The 18,222-nt window shown below is 72.2% G+C and carries 18 protein-coding genes; 7 read left to right on the plus strand and 11 right to left on the minus strand.

The genetic code is table 11. The features are described 5' to 3' along the window. Positions 1-34 precede the first annotated feature (34 nt). The 6 genes from EOINJALH_RS32035 to EOINJALH_RS26065 are packed head-to-tail and all read right to left on the minus strand — an operon-like array spanning position 35 to position 3,357. Positions 35-472 (minus strand): DUF6916 family protein, encoded by a 438-nt coding sequence (locus EOINJALH_RS32035; RefSeq protein ID WP_088285693.1) that lies wholly within the window; start codon positions 470-472, stop codon positions 35-37. After that, on the minus strand, positions 459-965 hold the full coding sequence (locus tag EOINJALH_RS26045; protein ID WP_088285695.1) for a GNAT family N-acetyltransferase: 507 nt from the start codon (positions 963-965) through the stop codon (positions 459-461). Before EOINJALH_RS26045 ends, EOINJALH_RS32035 begins: the two co-directional genes overlap by 14 nt. 20 nt (positions 966-985) lie before the next feature. After that, complete coding sequence (locus EOINJALH_RS26050) at positions 986-1,504, minus strand: phage tail protein (RefSeq protein ID WP_088285697.1); 519 nt, start codon at positions 1,502-1,504, stop codon at positions 986-988. A 10-nt stretch (positions 1,505-1,514) separates the two neighbouring features. Continuing rightward, positions 1,515-2,018, minus strand: a complete 504-nt coding sequence (locus EOINJALH_RS26055) for a phage tail protein (RefSeq protein ID WP_088285699.1) — start codon at positions 2,016-2,018, stop codon at positions 1,515-1,517. A 12-nt stretch (positions 2,019-2,030) separates the two neighbouring features. After that, a complete protein-coding gene (locus EOINJALH_RS26060; protein WP_088285701.1) occupies positions 2,031-2,543 on the minus strand; it encodes a phage tail protein in 513 nt (170 codons plus the stop codon). 40 nt (positions 2,544-2,583) lie between these two features. Next, on the minus strand, positions 2,584-3,357 hold the full coding sequence (locus EOINJALH_RS26065; protein WP_088285703.1) for a PEP-CTERM sorting domain-containing protein: 774 nt from the start codon (positions 3,355-3,357) through the stop codon (positions 2,584-2,586). Positions 3,358-3,733: 376 nt separating this feature from the next. Here EOINJALH_RS26065 and EOINJALH_RS26070 point away from each other — a divergent pair, with 376 nt between their 5' ends. After that, entirely contained in the window at positions 3,734-4,447 is a 714-nt protein-coding gene (locus tag EOINJALH_RS26070) for a glutathione S-transferase N-terminal domain-containing protein (protein ID WP_088285705.1), read from the plus strand. Between the two features lie 119 nt (positions 4,448-4,566). Then, positions 4,567-6,042: a glycine betaine ABC transporter substrate-binding protein gene (locus tag EOINJALH_RS26075; RefSeq protein WP_234414052.1), complete on the plus strand. Its 1,476-nt coding sequence runs from the start codon at positions 4,567-4,569 to the stop codon at positions 6,040-6,042. Here the strand turns inward: EOINJALH_RS26075 and EOINJALH_RS26080 are convergent. Next, positions 6,036-6,839, minus strand: coding sequence for an SDR family NAD(P)-dependent oxidoreductase (locus EOINJALH_RS26080; protein ID WP_088285709.1), 804 nt, complete (start codon positions 6,837-6,839; stop codon positions 6,036-6,038). The genes EOINJALH_RS26075 and EOINJALH_RS26080 overlap by 7 nt on opposite strands. An 11-nt stretch (positions 6,840-6,850) precedes the next feature. After that, positions 6,851-7,831, minus strand: a complete 981-nt coding sequence (locus tag EOINJALH_RS26085) for an aldo/keto reductase (RefSeq protein WP_088285711.1) — start codon at positions 7,829-7,831, stop codon at positions 6,851-6,853. A gap of 199 nt (positions 7,832-8,030) precedes the next feature. Between EOINJALH_RS26085 and EOINJALH_RS32425 the strand changes: the two genes are divergently transcribed. Continuing rightward, entirely contained in the window at positions 8,031-9,881 is a 1,851-nt protein-coding gene (locus tag EOINJALH_RS32425; protein ID WP_199873481.1) for a PKD domain-containing protein, read from the plus strand. Between the two features lie 66 nt (positions 9,882-9,947). On the opposite strand, the gene EOINJALH_RS33040 is transcribed toward EOINJALH_RS32425, so the two are convergent. Continuing rightward, positions 9,948-10,793, minus strand: a complete 846-nt coding sequence (locus EOINJALH_RS33040; protein WP_088285765.1) for a PEP-CTERM sorting domain-containing protein — start codon at positions 10,791-10,793, stop codon at positions 9,948-9,950. 354 nt (positions 10,794-11,147) lie between these two features. On the opposite strand from EOINJALH_RS33040, the gene EOINJALH_RS26100 reads away from it, so the two are divergent. Then, positions 11,148-11,300: a DUF3096 domain-containing protein gene (locus EOINJALH_RS26100; RefSeq protein WP_088285713.1), complete on the plus strand. Its 153-nt coding sequence runs from the start codon at positions 11,148-11,150 to the stop codon at positions 11,298-11,300. Positions 11,301-11,332: 32 nt separating this feature from the next. Further along, entirely contained in the window at positions 11,333-12,688 is a 1,356-nt protein-coding gene (locus EOINJALH_RS26105) for an FAD-dependent oxidoreductase (protein WP_088285715.1), read from the plus strand. 24 nt (positions 12,689-12,712) lie between these two features. On the opposite strand, the gene EOINJALH_RS26110 is transcribed toward EOINJALH_RS26105, so the two are convergent. After that, positions 12,713-14,674 carry an AAA family ATPase gene (locus EOINJALH_RS26110; RefSeq protein WP_234414053.1) on the minus strand — a complete coding sequence of 654 codons (1,962 nt, stop codon included), beginning with the start codon at positions 14,672-14,674 and terminating at the stop codon, positions 12,713-12,715. A 211-nt stretch (positions 14,675-14,885) separates the two neighbouring features. Next, the gene (locus EOINJALH_RS26115) at positions 14,886-16,031 is read right to left on the minus strand and encodes a zinc-binding dehydrogenase (protein ID WP_088285769.1); all 1,146 of its coding nucleotides are present in this window, start codon (positions 16,029-16,031) and stop codon (positions 14,886-14,888) included. A gap of 223 nt (positions 16,032-16,254) precedes the next feature. Between EOINJALH_RS26115 and EOINJALH_RS26120 the strand changes: the two genes are divergently transcribed. Together EOINJALH_RS26120 and EOINJALH_RS26125 are read left to right on the plus strand one after the other, a co-directional pair. Further along, the gene (locus tag EOINJALH_RS26120; protein WP_088285717.1) at positions 16,255-17,478 is read left to right on the plus strand and encodes a sorbosone dehydrogenase family protein; all 1,224 of its coding nucleotides are present in this window, start codon (positions 16,255-16,257) and stop codon (positions 17,476-17,478) included. Continuing rightward, positions 17,468-18,058: a c-type cytochrome gene (locus EOINJALH_RS26125; protein WP_234414054.1), complete on the plus strand. Its 591-nt coding sequence runs from the start codon at positions 17,468-17,470 to the stop codon at positions 18,056-18,058. Before EOINJALH_RS26120 ends, EOINJALH_RS26125 begins: the two co-directional genes overlap by 11 nt. Positions 18,059-18,222: the final 164 nt, after the last annotated feature.

The raw sequence follows: 18,222 nt of genomic DNA on the forward strand, positions 1-18,222 counted from the left end.
CTGGGGGGACGGCTGCGCCCGAGGGCGCGCGCCTTCAGGACGCGCGCGCGTCGATGAGGCTGAAGTGCGCGCGATAAGACCCCGACACCTCGCCCGGCGCGGCACCCGCGTCGAGGTAGACGGCCACCCGCTGCCCGGTGCGATGCGCCAGCACATGGGTGCGCGCGCCCAGTGCGCAGGCCTCGCCGCTGCTGAAGCGCAGGGTGAACTGTTCATGGCCGTCGAGCGCGGACGCGTCGATGCGCACCTCGTCGAGCGTCAGTGCCACGGGTCGGCCTTCGTGCCGCACCTCGAAGCGATGTCCCACGTAGGCCTGCCAGGCCGCGCCGCGCTGGTCGGTGGCCAGGTCGGGCAGGCGTCGGCCGCGCAGGGCGGCAACTGCGCCGGGCCCGGCCTCTGCAGAGACAGCGGCGGGCACCGCCACACCGACCAGTGCGGTGCAGCCACCAACGACGAAATCACGCTTGTTCATGAACGATCTCCTGCATGGGAACGGGATGCCCGGCGCGCCAGGCCATGGCGGTGTACAGACCGTGCTCCGCCTCGGCCACGAAGCCCAGGCGCGCATACAGCCGCCGCGCCGGGTTCGCATGCAGCACCTGCAGGCTCAGTGGCAGACCGGCAGCGCGCGCCTGATCCATCAGGCGGAGTAGGCACTCGGTGCCCAGACCGCGCCGACGGTGCGAGGCCAGCACGGTGATGTCGAGCAGATGGATCGCCTCGGCGCCGTGGTCCACCCACAGCCGGCCGATGGGCTGGCCACCGCACTCGATGACCGAGCACACCGACGCCGGGAAGCGGCTGCGGTAGCCGCGCTCCTGAGCGTCGAACTGCAATTGCATGAAGGACGCGAAGGTGGCTGCGTCCCAGTCGGCCATCGCCAGCACATCGGCACGCGAATGTGCATACGCCGCCAACAGGAAGCTGCGGTCGGCAGGGGCCGCCGGACGCAGGGTCGTGCGCATCGCGATGGGCCCGCCAGCGATCAGCTGCGCGGCGGAAAGACGCCCTGCAGCGCGATGATGAAATTCACCACCAGGTGGGGCTGCCGGTTCTCGTGCGGCGCACCGGCGCCGCTGACCCCGACCGTGGCCACGTCCATGGCCACCCGCTTGCCAGCGAGCCGGTAGGCCGCCGTGCCACCGGACATCGGCGACAGCGCCACCGCCGCCGACGCCGCGCCCGTGGTGGGCGATGCGACGGCCGACAGCCCGTGCGTGTGAGACGGCATCTCCGGCGTCGTCAGCGCCACCGCCGCCTCGCCGCCGGACTCACCGATGGTGCGTGGCGACAGACCCGGCCCCTGGCCGTGGTGAATGGGTGCGCGCGCCTGCAGGTCGGGCAAGGCGAAGGTGGCTCGACCGTCGCCGCCGTACTGGGTGCCCAGCAACGAGAACAGCGCGGTGTTCTGCACGATAGGCAGCAACTGCCCGTTGCACAGGGCCCAGCCCCGCGGCGCGAAGTTGCCTGCGAAGATGCGGATCTCTCCGACGAAGGGGTCCATGCCGGTCTCCTCAGGTGGCGGACGGGAAGATGCCGAACAGCGAAATGATGAAGCTCACCGTCAGGAAGGGAGCCATGTTCTCGTGCGGCTGTCCACCACCCGCGGCAGTCAGCGCATCGGCGATCATCGGCGTGGTGGCGGGCCCGCTGCCGTAGTACTGCGCCGTGGCCGACGAGGCCAGCATGCCGCTCGGGCCGGCACCGGACGATGCCGCGGCCGACGTGGCCACCAGCGCATGGCCGTGCGCGCCGTTGTGCTGCGGCAGCAGGCGCACCGTCTCGCTTCCGCCGGACTGGCCGATGGTCTGGCCACCGCCCTGGTGCAAGGGCACGCGGCCCCGCAGGTCGGGCAGTGCGAAGGTGGCCTGGCCATCGCCGCCGTAGGTGGTGCCGACCAGGGTGAACAAGACCTCGAACTCGGCGATCGGCAACAGGCTGCCATCGCAGAAGGCCCACCCATTGGGCGGAAAATTGCCGGCGAACATGCGGATTTCGCCCACGTAGGGATCGCTCATGGTTGGGCTCCGTCAGTCGCGGGAGGGAAAGATGCCCTGCAGCGCGATGATGAAGCTCACCGTCAGATAGGGCTGCATGTTGTCGTGCGGCGCGGCCGCGGCGGTCGAAGAAATTGCCGACGGGTGCAAGGCCACGGGCGGCGAACCGCCGGGGGCGTACATGTCCTTGCCGCCGCGCCCCTTGACCGCCGGCGTGGCATTGGCCGGCAAGGCGCCGGTGGCAACGTCGGAACTGGCCATCAAGGCATGGGTGTGCGCTGGGATCTCGCTCGCGGTCAAGGTGTGCGCCGCTTCGCCGCCGCGCTGGCCGATCGGCATGCTGGCACCGAAATGCAGCGGCATGCGCGCCCGGAGATCCGGGAGTGCGAAGTTCACGCGGCCGTCGCCGCCGTAGGTGGTGCCCAGGATCGAGAACAGCGCCTGGTTCTGATTGATCGACAACAGTTGTCCGTTGCACAACGCCCAGCCGCGCGGGGCCGCGGCAAAGCTGGCGAGACGGATCTCGCCGAGGAAAGGGTCGGCCATCGAAGTCTCCTGAGGGCACGCCGCATCGCGCGGCGCAAGGTCAGCGCGCCGGTCTGGCGGTGCGGCGACGCACGGCGCTGGCGCCCGCCAGGGCGATCAGCACCAGCGCCAGCGACGCGGGCTCGGGCATCGGGTTGATCACGCGGCCGCAGCCCGGCGTGCCGACGTCGCAGGTGGTGAAGTTGATGTCCAGGTTGCCGCCTGCGAACAACGCGCCGCGGATGTCGGGCGTGAAGAGCATCGACGCGAGATCGATCGACAGGTTGCCCGGGGTGAGGGCATTGAAGTGGACCAGGCTGCCCAGGTTGGCCGGCGACGCAAAGCCGCTGCCGCTGACCGTGACCCCGGTGATCAACTTGCCGGCGATGCTGAGGCCCGAGAACTCGTAGCGCGCCATGTCGGCGAGCAGGTCGAGATAGCCCGTGGACAGCACGTCGTCCAGCGGATCGAGCGTGCCCTGGTCGACCTGCGACCCGGCGGCCACGCGCAGCGAGATGTCGCTGGCGCCGTTGAAGCTGATGAACTCGCCTGGCAGCATGTAGCTACCGATGGACGTATCGACAAACCCGCCCGCCCCGTCGTTGGCATGGATACCGTCGGCAACGCTCACCGTGTCGGTGTACGGACCCGTGAACGGGATGATGTTCGCCCCGCCATCGGTGGTGACACCGCCGGGCGAGAAGAGCCCGACGGTGACGGAGCCCTGCAACAGGCCCGCCTGCGCCGGCAATGCGGCCGCGGCCAGACCCAGGACACAGGCCAACGACGAGAGGCAGCGCCTCATCGCGCAGCCCGACAGCGTGTTCATCTTCATTCAGTACTCCCGGAAAGGGATGGCAAAGACTGCTTCGACTACTGCTACTGCGGACTGCTGGTACGGCTGGATCTGCGCTTGGATTCGACGGATGGCCAAGACGAACGGATGGGAACACGTGACCCGGGGGGGCGTCACCCCTCATCCGCGGGGGTCGTCGGACCCAGCGTGCAAACCGCACGGACGATACCGCGCACCGCATCGCGACCCTTGGCCACGGCGACCAACGGCCCGGCAGATCGGCACGGCCAAGCCCGAGCGGCCTGTTGCGGACGGCGAGGCCAGCACCGCGCGCCGCCCGCGAATGCACCTGCCTCGGCGGGTGATTGCGCAGGCCGCAGAATGGAGCGCCGCCCTCTCCCGTCGCGAGCCCGCCATGACCGATCTGTCCGCCTTCCCCATCACCCGCAAGTGGCCGCCGGCGCACCCCGATCGCCTGCAGCTCTATTCGCTGCCCACGCCCAATGGCGTGAAGGTGTCGATCCTGCTGGAGGAGACCGGCCTGCCCTACGAGGCGCACGCGGTCAGCTTCGACCGGCAGGACCAGCTCTCGCCCGAGTTCCTGAGCCTGAACCCGAACAACAAGATCCCGGCCATCCTCGACCCCGACGGCCCGGGCGGCCAGCCGCTGGCGCTGTTCGAGTCGGGCGCGATCCTGTGGTACCTGGCCGAGAAGACCGATCGCTTCCTGCCGCCGGACGCTGCCGGCCGCTGCGAGACGCTGCAGTGGCTGATGTTCCAGATGGGCGGCATCGGGCCGATGTTCGGCCAGCTGGGCTTCTTCCACAAGTTCGCCGGCAAGGACTACGAGGACAAGCGCCCGCGCGACCGTTACGCGGCCGAATCGCGGCGCCTGCTGGGCGTGCTGGACCAGCGCCTGGCCACGCGCGCCTGGGTGATGGGCGAGGAGTACAGCATCGCCGACATCGCGATCTTCCCGTGGGTGAACAACCTGATCGGCTTCTATGGCGCCGGCGAGCTGGTGGGCTTCGGCGATTTCCCGCACGTGGCACGCGCACTTCAGGCGTTTCTCGCGCGGCCGGCGGTGGCCCGCGGGCTGGCCATCCCGGCTCGGCCGCCGGCGGCGTGAGCCACCCGGGCGGGTCCGGCATGGCGACGCTGAGGAGGCCTCTTCGCGCGCAGGTCCGCCAGGGCCTGCGCGGCCGGCACACTGGCACCCTCGCGCGCGCCTGGGCGCTGACCTGCGCGGTGACCTTCGCGCTGGTGGGTGCGCTGGTGGGTGCCACCCCCGCGCAGGCCGCGGACGGCCCGCTCACCGTCGGCTCCAAGCGCTTCACCGAGTCGTACATCCTGGGCGAGATCGTCGCGCAGACCGCGGCGCAGCACACGCAGGCGCGACACCAGCCGGGCCTGGGCAACACCGCCGTGGTGCTGGAGGCGCTGAAGGCCGGCGCCATCGACGTCTACCCCGAGTACCTGGGCACGGTCGACGCCGAGATCCTGAAGAACCCGCAGCCCACCGACCTGGCGACGATGCGGCGCCAGCTGCAGGCGCTGGGCCTGGGGCTCAGCGGCCCGCTGGGCTTCCAGAACACCTATGCGCTGGCGATGACCGCGGCACAGGCCAATGCGCTGGGCGTGCGCCGCATCAGCGACCTGAAGGCGCACCCCGGCCTGGCGATGGGGCTGTCGCACGAATTCCTGGGCCGCGCCGACGGCTGGCCGGGCCTGGCGGCGCGCTACGGCCTGGCCCAGTCGCCCACCGGCATCGACCACGGCATCGCCTACGACGCGCTGGCCAGCGGCCGCATCGCGGTGACCGACATCTACTCCACCGACGCCAAGATCGCGTCGCTGGGCCTGGCCGTTCTGGAGGACGACGCCGGCTACTTTCCACGCTATGACGCGGTGCTGCTGTACCGGCTGGACGCGGCGCAGCGGGCGCCGCTGGCCTGGCGCGCGATCGAGGCCCTGGCAGGCCGCATCCCGCCGGCCCGCATGATCGCGATGAACGGCGACGCCGAGCTTCGCGGCCTGAGCTTCCAGGCCATCGCCAAGGCCTTCGTGACCCCGCAGTCCTCGGCTCCTGCGCAGCGCAGCGGCTTCTGGAGCCGCCTGTGGGCCGACGACCTGGGGCGGCTGACGCAGCAGCACCTGACGCTGGTGGGCGTGGCCGTGGCCGCAGCCCTGCTGCTGGGCGTGCCGCTGGGCATGCTGGCGGCGCAGCGGCCGGCGCTGGAGCAGCCGGTGATGGCCGTCGTCGGCGTGCTGCAGACCATCCCGTCGCTGGCGCTGTTCGCGATGCTGATCCCGCTGCTCGGGCGCATCGGCACGGTGCCCGCGCTGGTGGCCTTGTCGCTGTACGCGCTGCTGCCCATCGTGCGCAACGTGACCACCGGGCTGCGCCAGATCCCGCAGGGCATGCACGATGCGGCCATGTCGCTGGGCCTGACGCGCGCGCAGCGCTGGCGCCTGGTGGACCTGCCGCTGGCCATGCCGGTGATCGTGGCCGGCGTCAAGACCGCGGCGGTGATCACCGTGGGCACGGCCACCATCGCCGCCTTCATCGGCGCCGGCGGCTACGGCGAGCGCATCGCCACCGGCCTGGCGCTGAACGACCATGCCGCGCTGATGGCCGGCGCCGTGCCGGCCGCGGCGATGGCGCTGGCCACGCAGGCGCTGTTCGAGTGGCTCGAGCGGCGGCTGTCGCGGCGCGGTCAGTAGTGGATGGCGCGCGGCGCGCCGCCGCCCGCGGCGATGGCATCGCCGTTGATCGCGCGCGACTTGGGCGAGCACAGGAAGACCACCACGTGCGCCACCTCGGTGGCATCCACCAGGTGCTGGATCGAGTTGCCCGCGGCCATCTGCGCCTCCACCACCTCGGCCGACACGCCCTGCGCCGCCGCCCGTGCCGCCACCAGCGGCGCGGTGCGCTCGGTGCGGGTCAGGCCCGGGTGCACCACGGTGACGTTGATGCCCGACGGGCCGAACTCGTCGGCCATGTTCTTGGCCAGCGCGGCCACCGCCACGTTGCGGATGCTGCCGACGGTGTTGCCGGTCTGCCGCGCGGCCAGGCCGCTGACGTGGACGATGCGCCCCCAGCCGCGCGCCTGCATGCCGCCCACCACCTCGCGCGAGCAGCGGATGTAGCCCATCACCTTGGTGTCGAGTTCGCCGTGGAAGAACGGGCCGGTGATCTCGCCGAGCTTCGGCGGGCCGGCGAAGCCGGCGGGCTCGGCCGCGGCGTTGACCAGGATGTCGATGCCGCCGCCCAGCAGGCCGACGGCCTGCGCCACGGCCTGCTTCACCGCGTCGTCGCGCGTGGTGTCGCCGACCACGCCGACCACCGTGCGGCCGGTGAGCGCCGCCAGTTCAGCCGCGGCCGCCTTCAGCGTGGCCGCGTCGCGCGCCAGCAGGGCCACGTCCACGCCCTCCTGCGCCAGCGCCAGCGCGATGGCCTTGCCGATGCCGCGGCTGCCGCCGGTGACCAGGGCGCGCTTGCCCGCGAGTTCGAGGTCCATGGTGCAGTGTCCTATTCGAATCCGACCACCGCGTGCGGCAGGTAGGGGGCTTCCAGCGCGGCCACCTCGGCCTCGTCCAGCCTAACGGCCAGCGCCGCCACCGCGTCGAGCAGGTGCGCCGGCTTCGACGCCCCGATGATCGGCGCGGTGACGCCCGGCGTGCGCAGCACCCAGGCCAGCGCCACCTGCGCCCGCGGCGTGCCGCGGTGGCCGGCCACGGTGGCCAGCGTCTCGGCGACGCGGCGGTCGTTGTCCTCGGTGTGCGCGAACAGCCCGGCGCCGAACACATCGGTGGCGATGCGCGGCGTGTGCTGGCCCCAGGGGCGCGCCAGGCGACCGCGCGCCAGCGGGCTCCAGGGGATGACGCCCACGCCCTGGTCGCGGCACAGCGGCAGCATCTCGCGCTCTTCCTCGCGGTACAGCAGGCTCAGCTCGGGCTGCATGCTGACGAAGCGCGTCCAGCCATGCCGCTCGGCCACCTGCTGGGCCTTGGCAAACTGCCAGGCGTGCATCGACGAGGCGCCCAGGTAGCGCGCCTTGCCCGCCTTGACCACGTCGTGCAGCGCCTCCATCGTCTCCTCGATCGGCGTGTGCGGGTCCCAGCGGTGGATCTGGTACAGGTCGACATGGTCCATGCCCAGGCGGCGCAGGCTGGCGTCGATCTCGTGCAGGATGGCCTTGCGCGACAGCCCGCCCACGTTGGGCGCCTGGCGCGACGCATAGCGCACCTTGGTGGCGACGACGATCTCGTCGCGCCGGGCAAAGTCGCGCAGCGCACGGCCGACGATCTCTTCCGAGGTGCCGTCGGAGTAGGCGTTGGCGGTGTCGAAGAAGTTGATGCCCAGTTCCACCGCCTGGCGGATCAGCGGGCGGCTCTCGGCCTCGTCCAGCGTCCAAGGGTGAGCGCCGCGGTCGGGCACGCCGTAGGTCATGCAGCCCAGGCAGAGGCGGGACACGCTGAGTCCGGTGTGGCCGAGTCGGGTGGTGTCCATGGCAGATCCTGGCGGGGCAAGGGCTTGCAGCGTAGCAGTGTGCGGCGCCGGCCCGGGGTGGGCGTTGCCGCACGGCGGGCGATATTGTTCGGCCGGCGCCGTACTTTTCCGGCCGCAGGCCGCTCTGTCGGCCGGACCGACGGCCCGGCAAGCCCGCCGCGGGCAGGTCCGATGCGGTGATTTTCGACAGGTGACCCCGATGAACAGTTCCACCGGCAAGGCCACGGCCCTGCGCACCCTGGCCAGCCTGCTGGCGCTGCTGCCCCTGGCCGCCCTGGCCCAGCCCGCGCCCGACTGGTCGGTCAACATGCCCGGCGCCACCGGCGCGATGATCGCGCTCGATGCCGGCAACCAGGTGCTGGTGGCCGGCACGGGCGGCGCCTCTGCCACGCCCGCGATGACGCTGACCAAGCTCAGCGCCACCGGCGCCACGGTGTGGCAGCGCAGCGTCGACAACGCCGGCATGGCCAGCCGCAGCACCGCCGTCGCCGTCGATGCAGCGGGCAACGCCATCGTCACCGGCATGCTGGTCGACGCCGCCGGCGCCGTGCAGGGCGCGGTGGTGGCCAAGTTCGATGGCGCCGGCACGCTGCTCTGGCGCCAGGCCACGGCCACGCCGAACGAGCTGGCCTGGCAGGTGCGGACCGACATTGCGGGCAACGTCTACGTGCTCGGCCGCACGCCGCAGGCCAGCGGCACCGGCGCCATCACCCAGCAGATGACGCTGACCAAGTTCAGCCCGGCAGGCCTGCGCCTGTGGGCCCGCAGCTACGGTGCGAGCTCTGTGTCCGACGAGGCGCTGGCCGTCACCCCCGGCGGCCAGGTGGTCGTCACCGGCTTCGGGGCGGTGCCCGCGCAGTCGGTGCTGGTGGTCTTCGATGCCGCGGGCAACCCGCTCGTGTCGAAGAGCTTCGACGCCACCGGCGGGCTGAGCCTCGCGTTGGGGCGTGGCGGCGAGGTGGTGGTGGCCGGCGCCGGCAGTTCGGGCTTCCTGGTGGCCAAGCTCGACGCGCAGTTCAACACGCTGTGGCAGTCGGTCTACCCGGCGCGCGGTGGCGCCCGGCGCGTGGCGGTCGACTCGGTCGGCCACATCGTCGTCAGCGGCATCGGCAACACCAGCACCGGCAGCCTGCTGGCCGTGCGCTACGACTGGCTGACGCTCAAGCTCGACGCCAACGGCGGGCTGCTGTGGTCGCGCACCTACGGCCAGGACAGCCCCATCGACGACGTGCCCTACGGCCTGGCGCTGGGCGCCGACGACGCGGTCTACCTCACCGGCCAGGGCAACGCAGCCACCACCGACGCCAGCGGCAGCACCTACTTCGCCGCCAGCGCGGCCACCGTCAAGTACACGGCGGATGGCACCCAGGCCTGGGCCGCCGTCACCCCGGCCGCGTCACCGGCCCTGGGCCTGAAGCTGGGCAGCGACCGCGGCGTCGTGGTGCTGGCCTTCTCGCCGCTGACCGTGCTGCGCTACCCCCAGAGCGGGCAGCCCAACGTGGCGCCGACGGCGGCAGCCTCCGCATCGACCAGCGCTGGGCCGGCGCCTTTGGCCGTCTACTTCAGCAGCACGGGTTCAGCCGACGCCGACGGCAGCATCGCCAGCTACACCTGGAACTTCGGCGACGGGCAGTCGTCGACCGGGCCCAGCGCGTCGCACACCTATGCCGCCGGCAGCTACGCGGCCCGCCTGACCGTGACCGACAACCAGGGCGCCTCTGCCACGTCGGCGCCGATCGCGATCACGGCCAACGCCACCGCGCTGCCGCCCCAGCCCAAGGCGCTGGTCTTCGACAAGCCCGTGCTCGTCGGCGGCAACAGCACCGCGGCCACGGTGACCGTCACCAGCGCGGCCGGCGTCACCGTCACGCTGTCCAGCAGCAACACCACCGTCGTCAAGGTGCCGGCCAAGGTATCCATCCCGGCCGGGGCCACCAGCGCCCGCTTCACCCTCACCAGTGCCAGGGTGCGCAAGGACACGGCCGTCACCGTCCGGGCCACGGCCAACGGCGTGACCACGTCGGCGCTGCTGACTGTCAAGGCGCGATAGCCCGGGCCAGCGCGGCGCGGCGGCCAGAGGCTGCCGCGGGGCCGCGCGCGGCGCAGGCCCCTGGGGCTAACTCCGCCGGGCCAGCCTCAGCCCCAGGATGCCCAGGCCCACCAGCGCCAGCGAGCCGGGTTCGGGCACCGTGCCGCCCCCCAGGCCGGCCGGGCCGCCAGCGAAGCCGCCGCTGCCGCCGTCGACGCGCCCGCCGCTCACGTCCGATCCGCCCAGGCAGTCGCTGGAGATGGTGTTGGTGTCGAAGGTCACCGCGGCGTTCAACGCGATGGCACGGCCGCACAGGATCTTGGCCGAGGTGTTCATCGTGATGCTCTGATCGGCCAGGATGTTGCCGGCAAACACCGTGCTCGTGCCCAGCGTCGCCGAACTGCCCACCTGCCAGAAGATGCCGGTGTCGGACAGTGGATCGATCACCTCGACCACCGCGTCGCTGGCCGTGGTGAGGGTGGTGCCGATCTGGAAGACGAAGATCGCGTTCGGGTTGTTCAGCGTGTCGAGCGTGAGCGTGCCCGTCAACTGCGCCGACGACGAGAAGAAGTAGACACCGGGCGTCAGGGTGAGGCCGCCCAGGTCCACCCCTGTCAGGTCGGTGGTCACCGACTGGCCGGCGAGGATGTTGTAGGCGGTGAGCGCATCGATCTGGGCCTGTGCCGCGACGGCGTCCGTCTGGTGCACGGCACCGGTGATCGAGATGCTGCCCAGCCCGGTGATCGACGGGCCGGGGGACAGCCCCAGGTCACCCCACAGCGTGGTCGAGCCGGTGTTGGTGACCGTGGAGGCCCCCAGCGCCGAAAAGGCCTGCGCCGTGCCCAGGATGGGCGCCGCGCAAACCGACGAGGCGGCGCAGACCCCCGAGATCACCGCCATGGCCACTGCCCGAATCCGATACCGCACGTTCATGGTTCGCTCCCTGTCGACGAGGCCACACACCAGCGCGGTACCTCTCGCTGATGCGGCCGCTCGGCAGTGTGCGTGCCAGTGGCGCGGCAGGCCACCCCACCCCCCCTGCCCAGGCGTGCGAACCTGCCCAATGCGAGCCAGCGCACAGACAGGCGGCGTTCATCGGCTGCTTCAGAGGCTGCGTCTATTTACCGTTATGCATGGCGGATCGCGCACACCGACCGGCCCCGCGGCACCCGCGGTTCGGTGCGCCGCCGCACAGACCCCGGCCGCGCCCCTGCGGATGCTCGGGGCCTTGCCGCTGTTCGCCTGAAGGCCACGGCGCCGCCCCATTCTCTCGACGATCGAAGCCCCATGAACCTGAACCTGAGCATCGGTCCGCTGGTGTCCCTGATCGCCGGCATCCTGATCCTCGCGCTGCCGCGGCTGCTGAACTACATCGTGGCCATCTACCTGATCGTGATCGGGCTGATCGGCCTGTTCGGCAACAACCTTCGGCTGGGCTAGCCGCAGGCCCGCGGCGCAACAGGAGGTCTGCGATGGCACGGCGACTGGTGGTGATTGGTGGCGACGCCGCCGGCATGTCCGCGGCGGCGCAGGCGCGGCGGACGAGTTCGCCCGATGAGCTGGAGATCGTGGTGCTCGAGCGCACGTCGCGCACCTCGTGGGCCGCCTGCGGCCTGCCCTATCTGGTCGGCGGCCTGGTGACGAACCCGGACAGCCTGATCGCCCGCACCCCGGACCAGCACCGCGCCAATGGCCTCGACGTGCGCCTGCGCCACGAGGCCACCTTCATCGACGTCGAGGCCTGCACCGTGACCGGGCGCAGGCTCGACTCCGGCCATGTGTTCACGCTGCCCTACGACGAACTGCTGATCGGCACTGGCGCCTCGGGCCTCACGCCGCCCTGGCCGGGCATCGACGCCGAGGGCGTGCTGCAGCTGCGCACCATCGACGACGCGGTGCAGGTGGAGCAACTGCTGGCGGCCGGCGCGCGCCGGGCGGTGGTGGTGGGTGCCGGCTACATCGGGCTCGAGGTGGCCGAAGGCCTGCTCGCGCGCGGCCTGGCCGTGACGGTGATCGAGCGGGCCGATGCGCCGATGGGCGCCGTGCTGGACGCCGACATGGCCGGCGGCATCGCCGACGCGATGCGCGCCGCGGGCATCGACCTGCGGCTGGGCACCGCCGTCACCGGCTTCGGCACGACGGACCGGCGCGTCAACTCGGTGGACACCGCCGCCGGCGCCGTGCCGGCGGACCTGGTCGTGATCGGCCTGGGGGTGCGCCCCAACACCGATCTGGCGCGTGCCGCGGCCATCGGCATCGGCCCGTCCGGCGGCATCGCCGTGAACGATCGCATGCAGACCGACACGCCGCACGTCTGGGCCGCCGGCGATTGCGTCGAGTCGCAGCACCGGCTCACCGGACAGCCGGTGGTCATCGCCCTGGGCACGCACGCCAACAAGCAGGGCCGCGTGGCCGGCACCAACATCACCGGTGGCGCCGCCACGTTCGGTGGCGTGCTCGGCACCGCGATCACCCGCTTCCAGGGCGTGGAGATCGCCCGCACTGGCCTCACCGAGCGCGAGGCCGCCGCCGCCGGGCTGGACGCCATCGGCGTGAGCACAGAGGCCTCGACCCGGGCGCAATACTTCCCGGGTGCGCAGCCGATGACCGTCAAGTTGGTGGTCGAGCGCGGCAGCGGACGGCTGCTCGGCGCGCAGATCGTCGGCGGCGAGGGCGCCGGCAAGCGCATCGACGTGCTGGCCACCGCGCTGTGGAACCGCATGACCGTGGCCGAGGTGGCCGCGATGGACCTGGCCTACGCGCCGCCGTTCTCGCCGGTGTGGGACCCTGTGCTGCTGGCCGCCGGCAAGGCCGCCAACGCGCTCTGAACCACCGGCGCGTGGCCGGCGCGATCAGGCGACGGCGTCGGCTTCGGCCCGAGCCTCGACGGCCACGCGGCACGGCGCCTGGGCGCCGGGGTCGGCCCCGTCGAGCAGCGCCTTCAGCTCGGCCCCGGCCAGCACCTCGCGCTGCAGCAGCGCCTGCGCCAGCGCGTCGAGCTGGGCGCGCCGCGACAGCAGCAGCGCCTGGCAGCGCGCCTGCGCCTGCTCGAGCAGCGCGCGGGCCTCCTGCAGCACGGCGGCCTGGATGTCCGGGCCCAGCAGTTCCTTCGGCACGCCGGCCACGCTGAGCAGGCCGAAGCTGCGCGAAAAGCCCAGCGTGCCGACCATGTCGATGGCCAGCTGCGACGCCCGCTTCAGGTCGTCCGAGGCGCCGCTGGACACGCTGCCCAGCACCAGCAGTTCGGCCTCGCGGCCACCCAGCATCATCGCCAGCCGGCTGGTCAGCTCGGCCTGCTGGAACAGCGGGTCTTCGGTGTCGCGCGTGATGTAGGTGACGCCCAGGGCCCGGCCGCGCGGCTCGATCGTCACCCGCTCCACCGCGCCGAGCTTCAGCCAGTGGCCGACCAGCGCGTGGCCGGCCTCGTGGAAGGCCAGGCGCTCGCGGGTGTCGTCGGTGAACAGCGCCTTGATGGCCGAGACCTCGCCGCCCAGCTGGTGCGTCTCGAGGGCGCGCTGGAAATGCTCGGCCGACACGTTCAGCGCGCCGGCCTCGGCGGCGCTGGACGCCGCCTTGTTCACCGTGTTGGCGATCTCGGCCGGCGTCATGCCGGCGCTCAGGCGCGCCAGCGCGGCGGTGTCGGCGCTGCCGTCGTGGGCCAGCTTGCCGATGCAGCGCTCGAACAGGCGCTGCCGCTCGGGCAGCGTCGGCGGCGTCAGGCGCACCAGCATGTCGAAGCGGCCGGGGCGGCGCATGGCCTCGTCGACGTTGTCCTCGTGGTTGGTGGCGCCGACCACCACCACGTTGTCCATGGCCTCGAAGCCGTCCATCTCGACGAGCACGCGGTTGATGATGCGGTTCAGCTCCGACTCGGGTGCGCCGCCCTGCCCGCCGTGGCTGCGCCGGCCGATGCCGTCGACCTCGTCGATGAACAGCACGCAGGGCGCGCTGGCGCGGGCGAGCTTGAACAGCTCCTTCACCTTGGCCACGCCGGCGCCGTAGAACATGGCGGTGAAGTACGAGCCGTCCACCGCGATGAAGTTGGCCTGGCTCTCGCCCGCCAGGGCCCGGGCCAGCAGGGTCTTGCCGGTGCCGGGCGGGCCCACCAGCAGCACGCCGCGCGGCGCGGTGGCGCCCAGCCGGGCGTACTGCGTGGGGTCGTGCAGGAAGGCCTTGACGCGGTTCAGCGCGGCCTTGGCCTCGTCGCTGCCGATGACGTCGCCGAAATGCGTGTCGGGGCGCACCGCCAGCTTCGATGCGGCGCCGCCCATGCCCGACTGCAGTCGCTGGGCCATCAGCAGCGCCACCACCACGGCCCCCAGCAGCAGCACCGGCGGCACCAGGCCGTCGACCAGGTCGAGCAGGCGGCGGCGGCCGCTGCGCGGGTCGATGTCGACACTGACCAGCGCAAACCCCGCCCGGGCGCTGTCGTCGAGCAGCTTGTCCATGGCGCTGCCGGCGCAGCCTGTGGCGCTGCAGCCGGGCATCGTCGCGCTGGCGCGCTGGCCGTCCTTCAGGGTGTACAGCAGCAGGCCGGGCTGGGCCTTCGGCAGGCCGACGGCCGCCACCTGGCCGGCCTGCAGCGCCGTGCGGAACTCGGAGATGTTCTTCTCGTGGGCCAGCCAGTCCTGGGTGGCCGACTCGAACTGCCGCGCCTCCAGGCTCTTGCGGGCATCGGCCTCGCGGCCGGCCACGGCATACAGCACCGCCAGGCCCAGCAGCAGCAGGGCCGCCACCGCCAGGGCGATGGCCTCGCGCGGGTGGGTCCGGGCGCGCTCCAGCCACGGGCGGGTCGGGTTCGTCGGGCGGGGCACGGCATTCCTCCAGCAGGGGCGGCACCCCCGTCGGCCGATTCTGGAAGCGCGCCCCGGCGCCGATGCGGCGAGAACCGGCGCGATTGGCCCCCATTCCACGCGAGCGCGTCGCCCGATCGGCGCCCACGCCCTGCCGGCCCGCCGGCAGCCGCGCTGTTGCGGCCGCCTCGGGCTTGGGCCGCGCGTGGCCCGGCCCTGGCATCGGGATGACCTACAGCCCGGCGCCGGGGTTGATCAGCACCTTCGACCCGGTGGCCCGCTGGCCATAGGCCGCGATCACCTCGGCCTGCAGCGCCTCGACCAGCGACACCTGACGCGCGTAACCGCTGGCGAAGGTCGTCTTCAGGCCCGCGGCCACGCGCTGCTTCAGCGCCTGCGCCACGTCTGGGCCCACGCGCTGCAGGAACGGGAACAGCAGCCAGCCGCCCATGCCCCAGGACATGCCGAAGTTGCGGTGGAACGTGGTCGGCCCGGTGTCGAGCCCGCCATACACATACACCTGCTTGTGCGTCGTCGATCCATAACGGCTGTACTCGGTGGCCGTGCGGTTGAGCGCCGCCTCCATGCCGCCCAGGATCTGGCCGGCCAGCGTGCCGCCGCCGGTGGCATCGAAGCCGATGGTGGCGCCGGTGTCGACCAGCGCCTGCGTCAGGTCCTCCGTGAAGCTGGGGGCGCTGGAGACGCACACGTGCCGCGCGCCGGCCGCGCGCAGCAGGTCGGCCTGCTCGGGTTTGCGCACGATGTTGACCAGGCCGATGCCGTCTTCCAGGCAGATGCGGTTGAGCATCTGGCCCAGGTTGGACGCCGCCGCGGTGTGCACCAGCGCGCGGTGGCCTTCGCGCCGCATGGTCTCGACCATGCCCAGCGCGGTGAGCGGGTTGACGAAGCACGAGGCGCCGTCGGCGGCCGCGGTGCCCTCGGGCAGCAGCAGGCACTGCTCGGCCTTCAGCGTGCGGAACTGCGCGTACATGCCGCCGCCCAGCGCCGCCACGGTGCGGCCCAGCAGCGCCTGCGCGGCCGGCGAACTGCCCGCCTCGACGACCACGCCGGCGCCCTCGTTGCCAGCCGGCAGCGACTGCCCCAGCCGGCCGGCCATGGCCTTCATCGCGCCGGCGGGCACGCGGGCCCGGGCCACGGTAGCTGCGCCGCTGCCTGTCACCGCCAGTGTGGCCAGGTCGGCGGCGCCGAACAGCAGGCCGATGTCGGACGGGTTGATCGGCGCGGCCTCGACCCGCAGCACCACCTCGTCGGCCGCCGGGACCGGCGCCGCGACGCGGGCCAGCGAGAGTTCGAGCACGCCGTCGGGCGTGATCAGGGTGCGCAGTTGCAGGCCGCTTCGGGGGGTGTCGTCGGTCATGGTGGGGTCCTTGAGCGTGAGCGCGGTGCAGTTGTCGGTGCCATCCATGCGCCAGCGGACGCACGGCTTTGCGACGAGCGTATCAGCCGGCGCCGACCCGAGCGCCCAAATTGGGGCTGCCAGCAGGGGCAGGGTCGGCCCCGGGGTGATCGATCGACGTCCGACCCCTATCATCGATTCGTGTGGCCTCGATGCCACGCGACCCCACAGAGGAGACAAGCCCATGTTCCACCGCACCCTGCTGGCCCTGGCCACGCTGTCGCTGCTGGCCGCCTGCCAAAGCTCCCCACCCACGGCCGCCGCGGCCGCGCCCGCGCCCGCGGCCCCGGCCTGGCAGCAGGGCCGGCTGCCCGACCAGGCCGGCTCGACGCTGGCGCCCGTGGCCGGCAAGCTCACCGCCACGCCGGCCAGCGACATCCCGCTGCAGAACTTCAAGCTGCCGCCCGGCTTCAAGGCCGAGGTGTGGGCCGCCGGCATGCCCGGTGCGCGCGCCATGGCCCGCGCCGAGAACGGCAAGGTCTACATCGGCACGCGCGGCATCGGGCGCGTCTACGAGGTCACCGACAACGGCGCCGCGCGCACCAGCCGCGTGGTGGTGGACAAGCTGGTGCAGCCCGCGGGCGTGGCCTATGCCAACGGGTCGCTGGTGGTGATGGCCATCGACAAGGTGCTGCGCTTCGACGGCATCGCCACCAACCCGGGCGTGGCGCCGGTGGACATGACGGCCGCATTCAAGCTGCCGAAGGAACAGCACCACAACTGGAAGTACATCGCCTTCGGGCCGGACGGCAAGCTGTACGTGCCCTTCGGTGCGCCGTGCAACATCTGCGAGCCGGGTGAAGAGTACGCGCAGATCAGACGTTACAACGCCGACGGCTCGGGCATGGAGGTCATCGCCCGCGGCGTGCGCAACACGCAGGGCTTTGCCTGGCACCCCGAGAGCCGGGACCTGTGGTTCACCGACCACGGCCGCGACTGGATGGGCGACGACGGCCCGCCCGACGAGCTGAACCGCATGGTCAAGACGGGCCTGAACTTCGGCTTCCCGTACTGCCACGCCAATGGCATCCCCGACCGCGACTTCCCGAAGGCCGGGGCCTGCGCCGACGTGACCCTGCCGGTGCAGACCATGGGCCCGCATGCGGCGGCCATGGGCGTGCACTTCTACACCGGCAGCATGTTCCCGGCCGAGTACCGCAACACGCTGTTCGTGGCGCGCAAGGGCTCGTGGAACCGCACGCAGAAGTTCGGCTACGACGTGGTCACGGTGCGCACCGACGCCACAGGCGCCAACCCGCGCATCCAGCCCTTCATGACCGGCTTCCTCGACCCCAGCAACGACAGCTTCAGCGGACGCCCGACCTACCTGCTGCAGTTGCCCGACGGCTCGCTGCTGATCAGCGACGAGCAGCTGGGCGCGATCTACCGCATCACCTATGCGAAGTAGGCGGCCGGCGGCGCTGGCCGGGCTGGCCTTCGCGCTGGCTTTGGCACTGGTCGGAACCGCCGCTCGGGCCCAGCCGCAGCCGGCGGGCATCGAGGCCTGCATCGCCTGCCACGGCCCGACGGGCAATTCACCCACGCCGGCCGTGCCGTCGATCGCCGGCCAGCCCAAGGTCTTTCTCGAGAACCAGTTGGTGCTGATCCGCGAAGGCCTGCGCGACGTGCCGTCGATGAAGGCGGTGATGGGCGGCCTGAACGACCGCGAGATCGTCGCACTCGCCGCGCACTTCTCGGCCCAGGCCGCCCTGCCCGGCCCGGGCGCGGTGCAGGCCGAGAAGTTCAAGGCCGGTGCCGACGTGGCCGCCCGCGGGCTGTGCGGCACCTGCCACCTGCCGGGCTACGTGGGCCAAAGCCAGGTGCCACGCCTGGCCGGCCAGCACGAGGCCTACCTGGCGGCCACGATGCGCATGTACCGCGACAAGCCCGACCCCGGGCGCGACACCGCCATGTCGGCCGTGCTCCACGGCCTGAACGACACCGACCTCGAGCGCCTGGCGCATTACCTGGCCAACGTGGGGAAGTAGCGGCGGCCGCAGGGACGCCAGGTGCCCGCTGCCGGGTGCACGAAGCGGGACGGCACCGGCCGGTGGCCTGTCCGCCGCCGGCCTTGCGCCAAGTCAATTCGAGGCATCGCCAGGGATCAGCGGCTTCAAGCCCGGGCCCGTTCGGTCGATACCCGGTCGAACGG

Origin of the sequence: Ideonella sp. A 288 (assembly GCF_002198735.1) — a bacterium.
GTDB lineage: Bacteria > Pseudomonadota > Gammaproteobacteria > Burkholderiales > Burkholderiaceae_C > Pseudaquabacterium.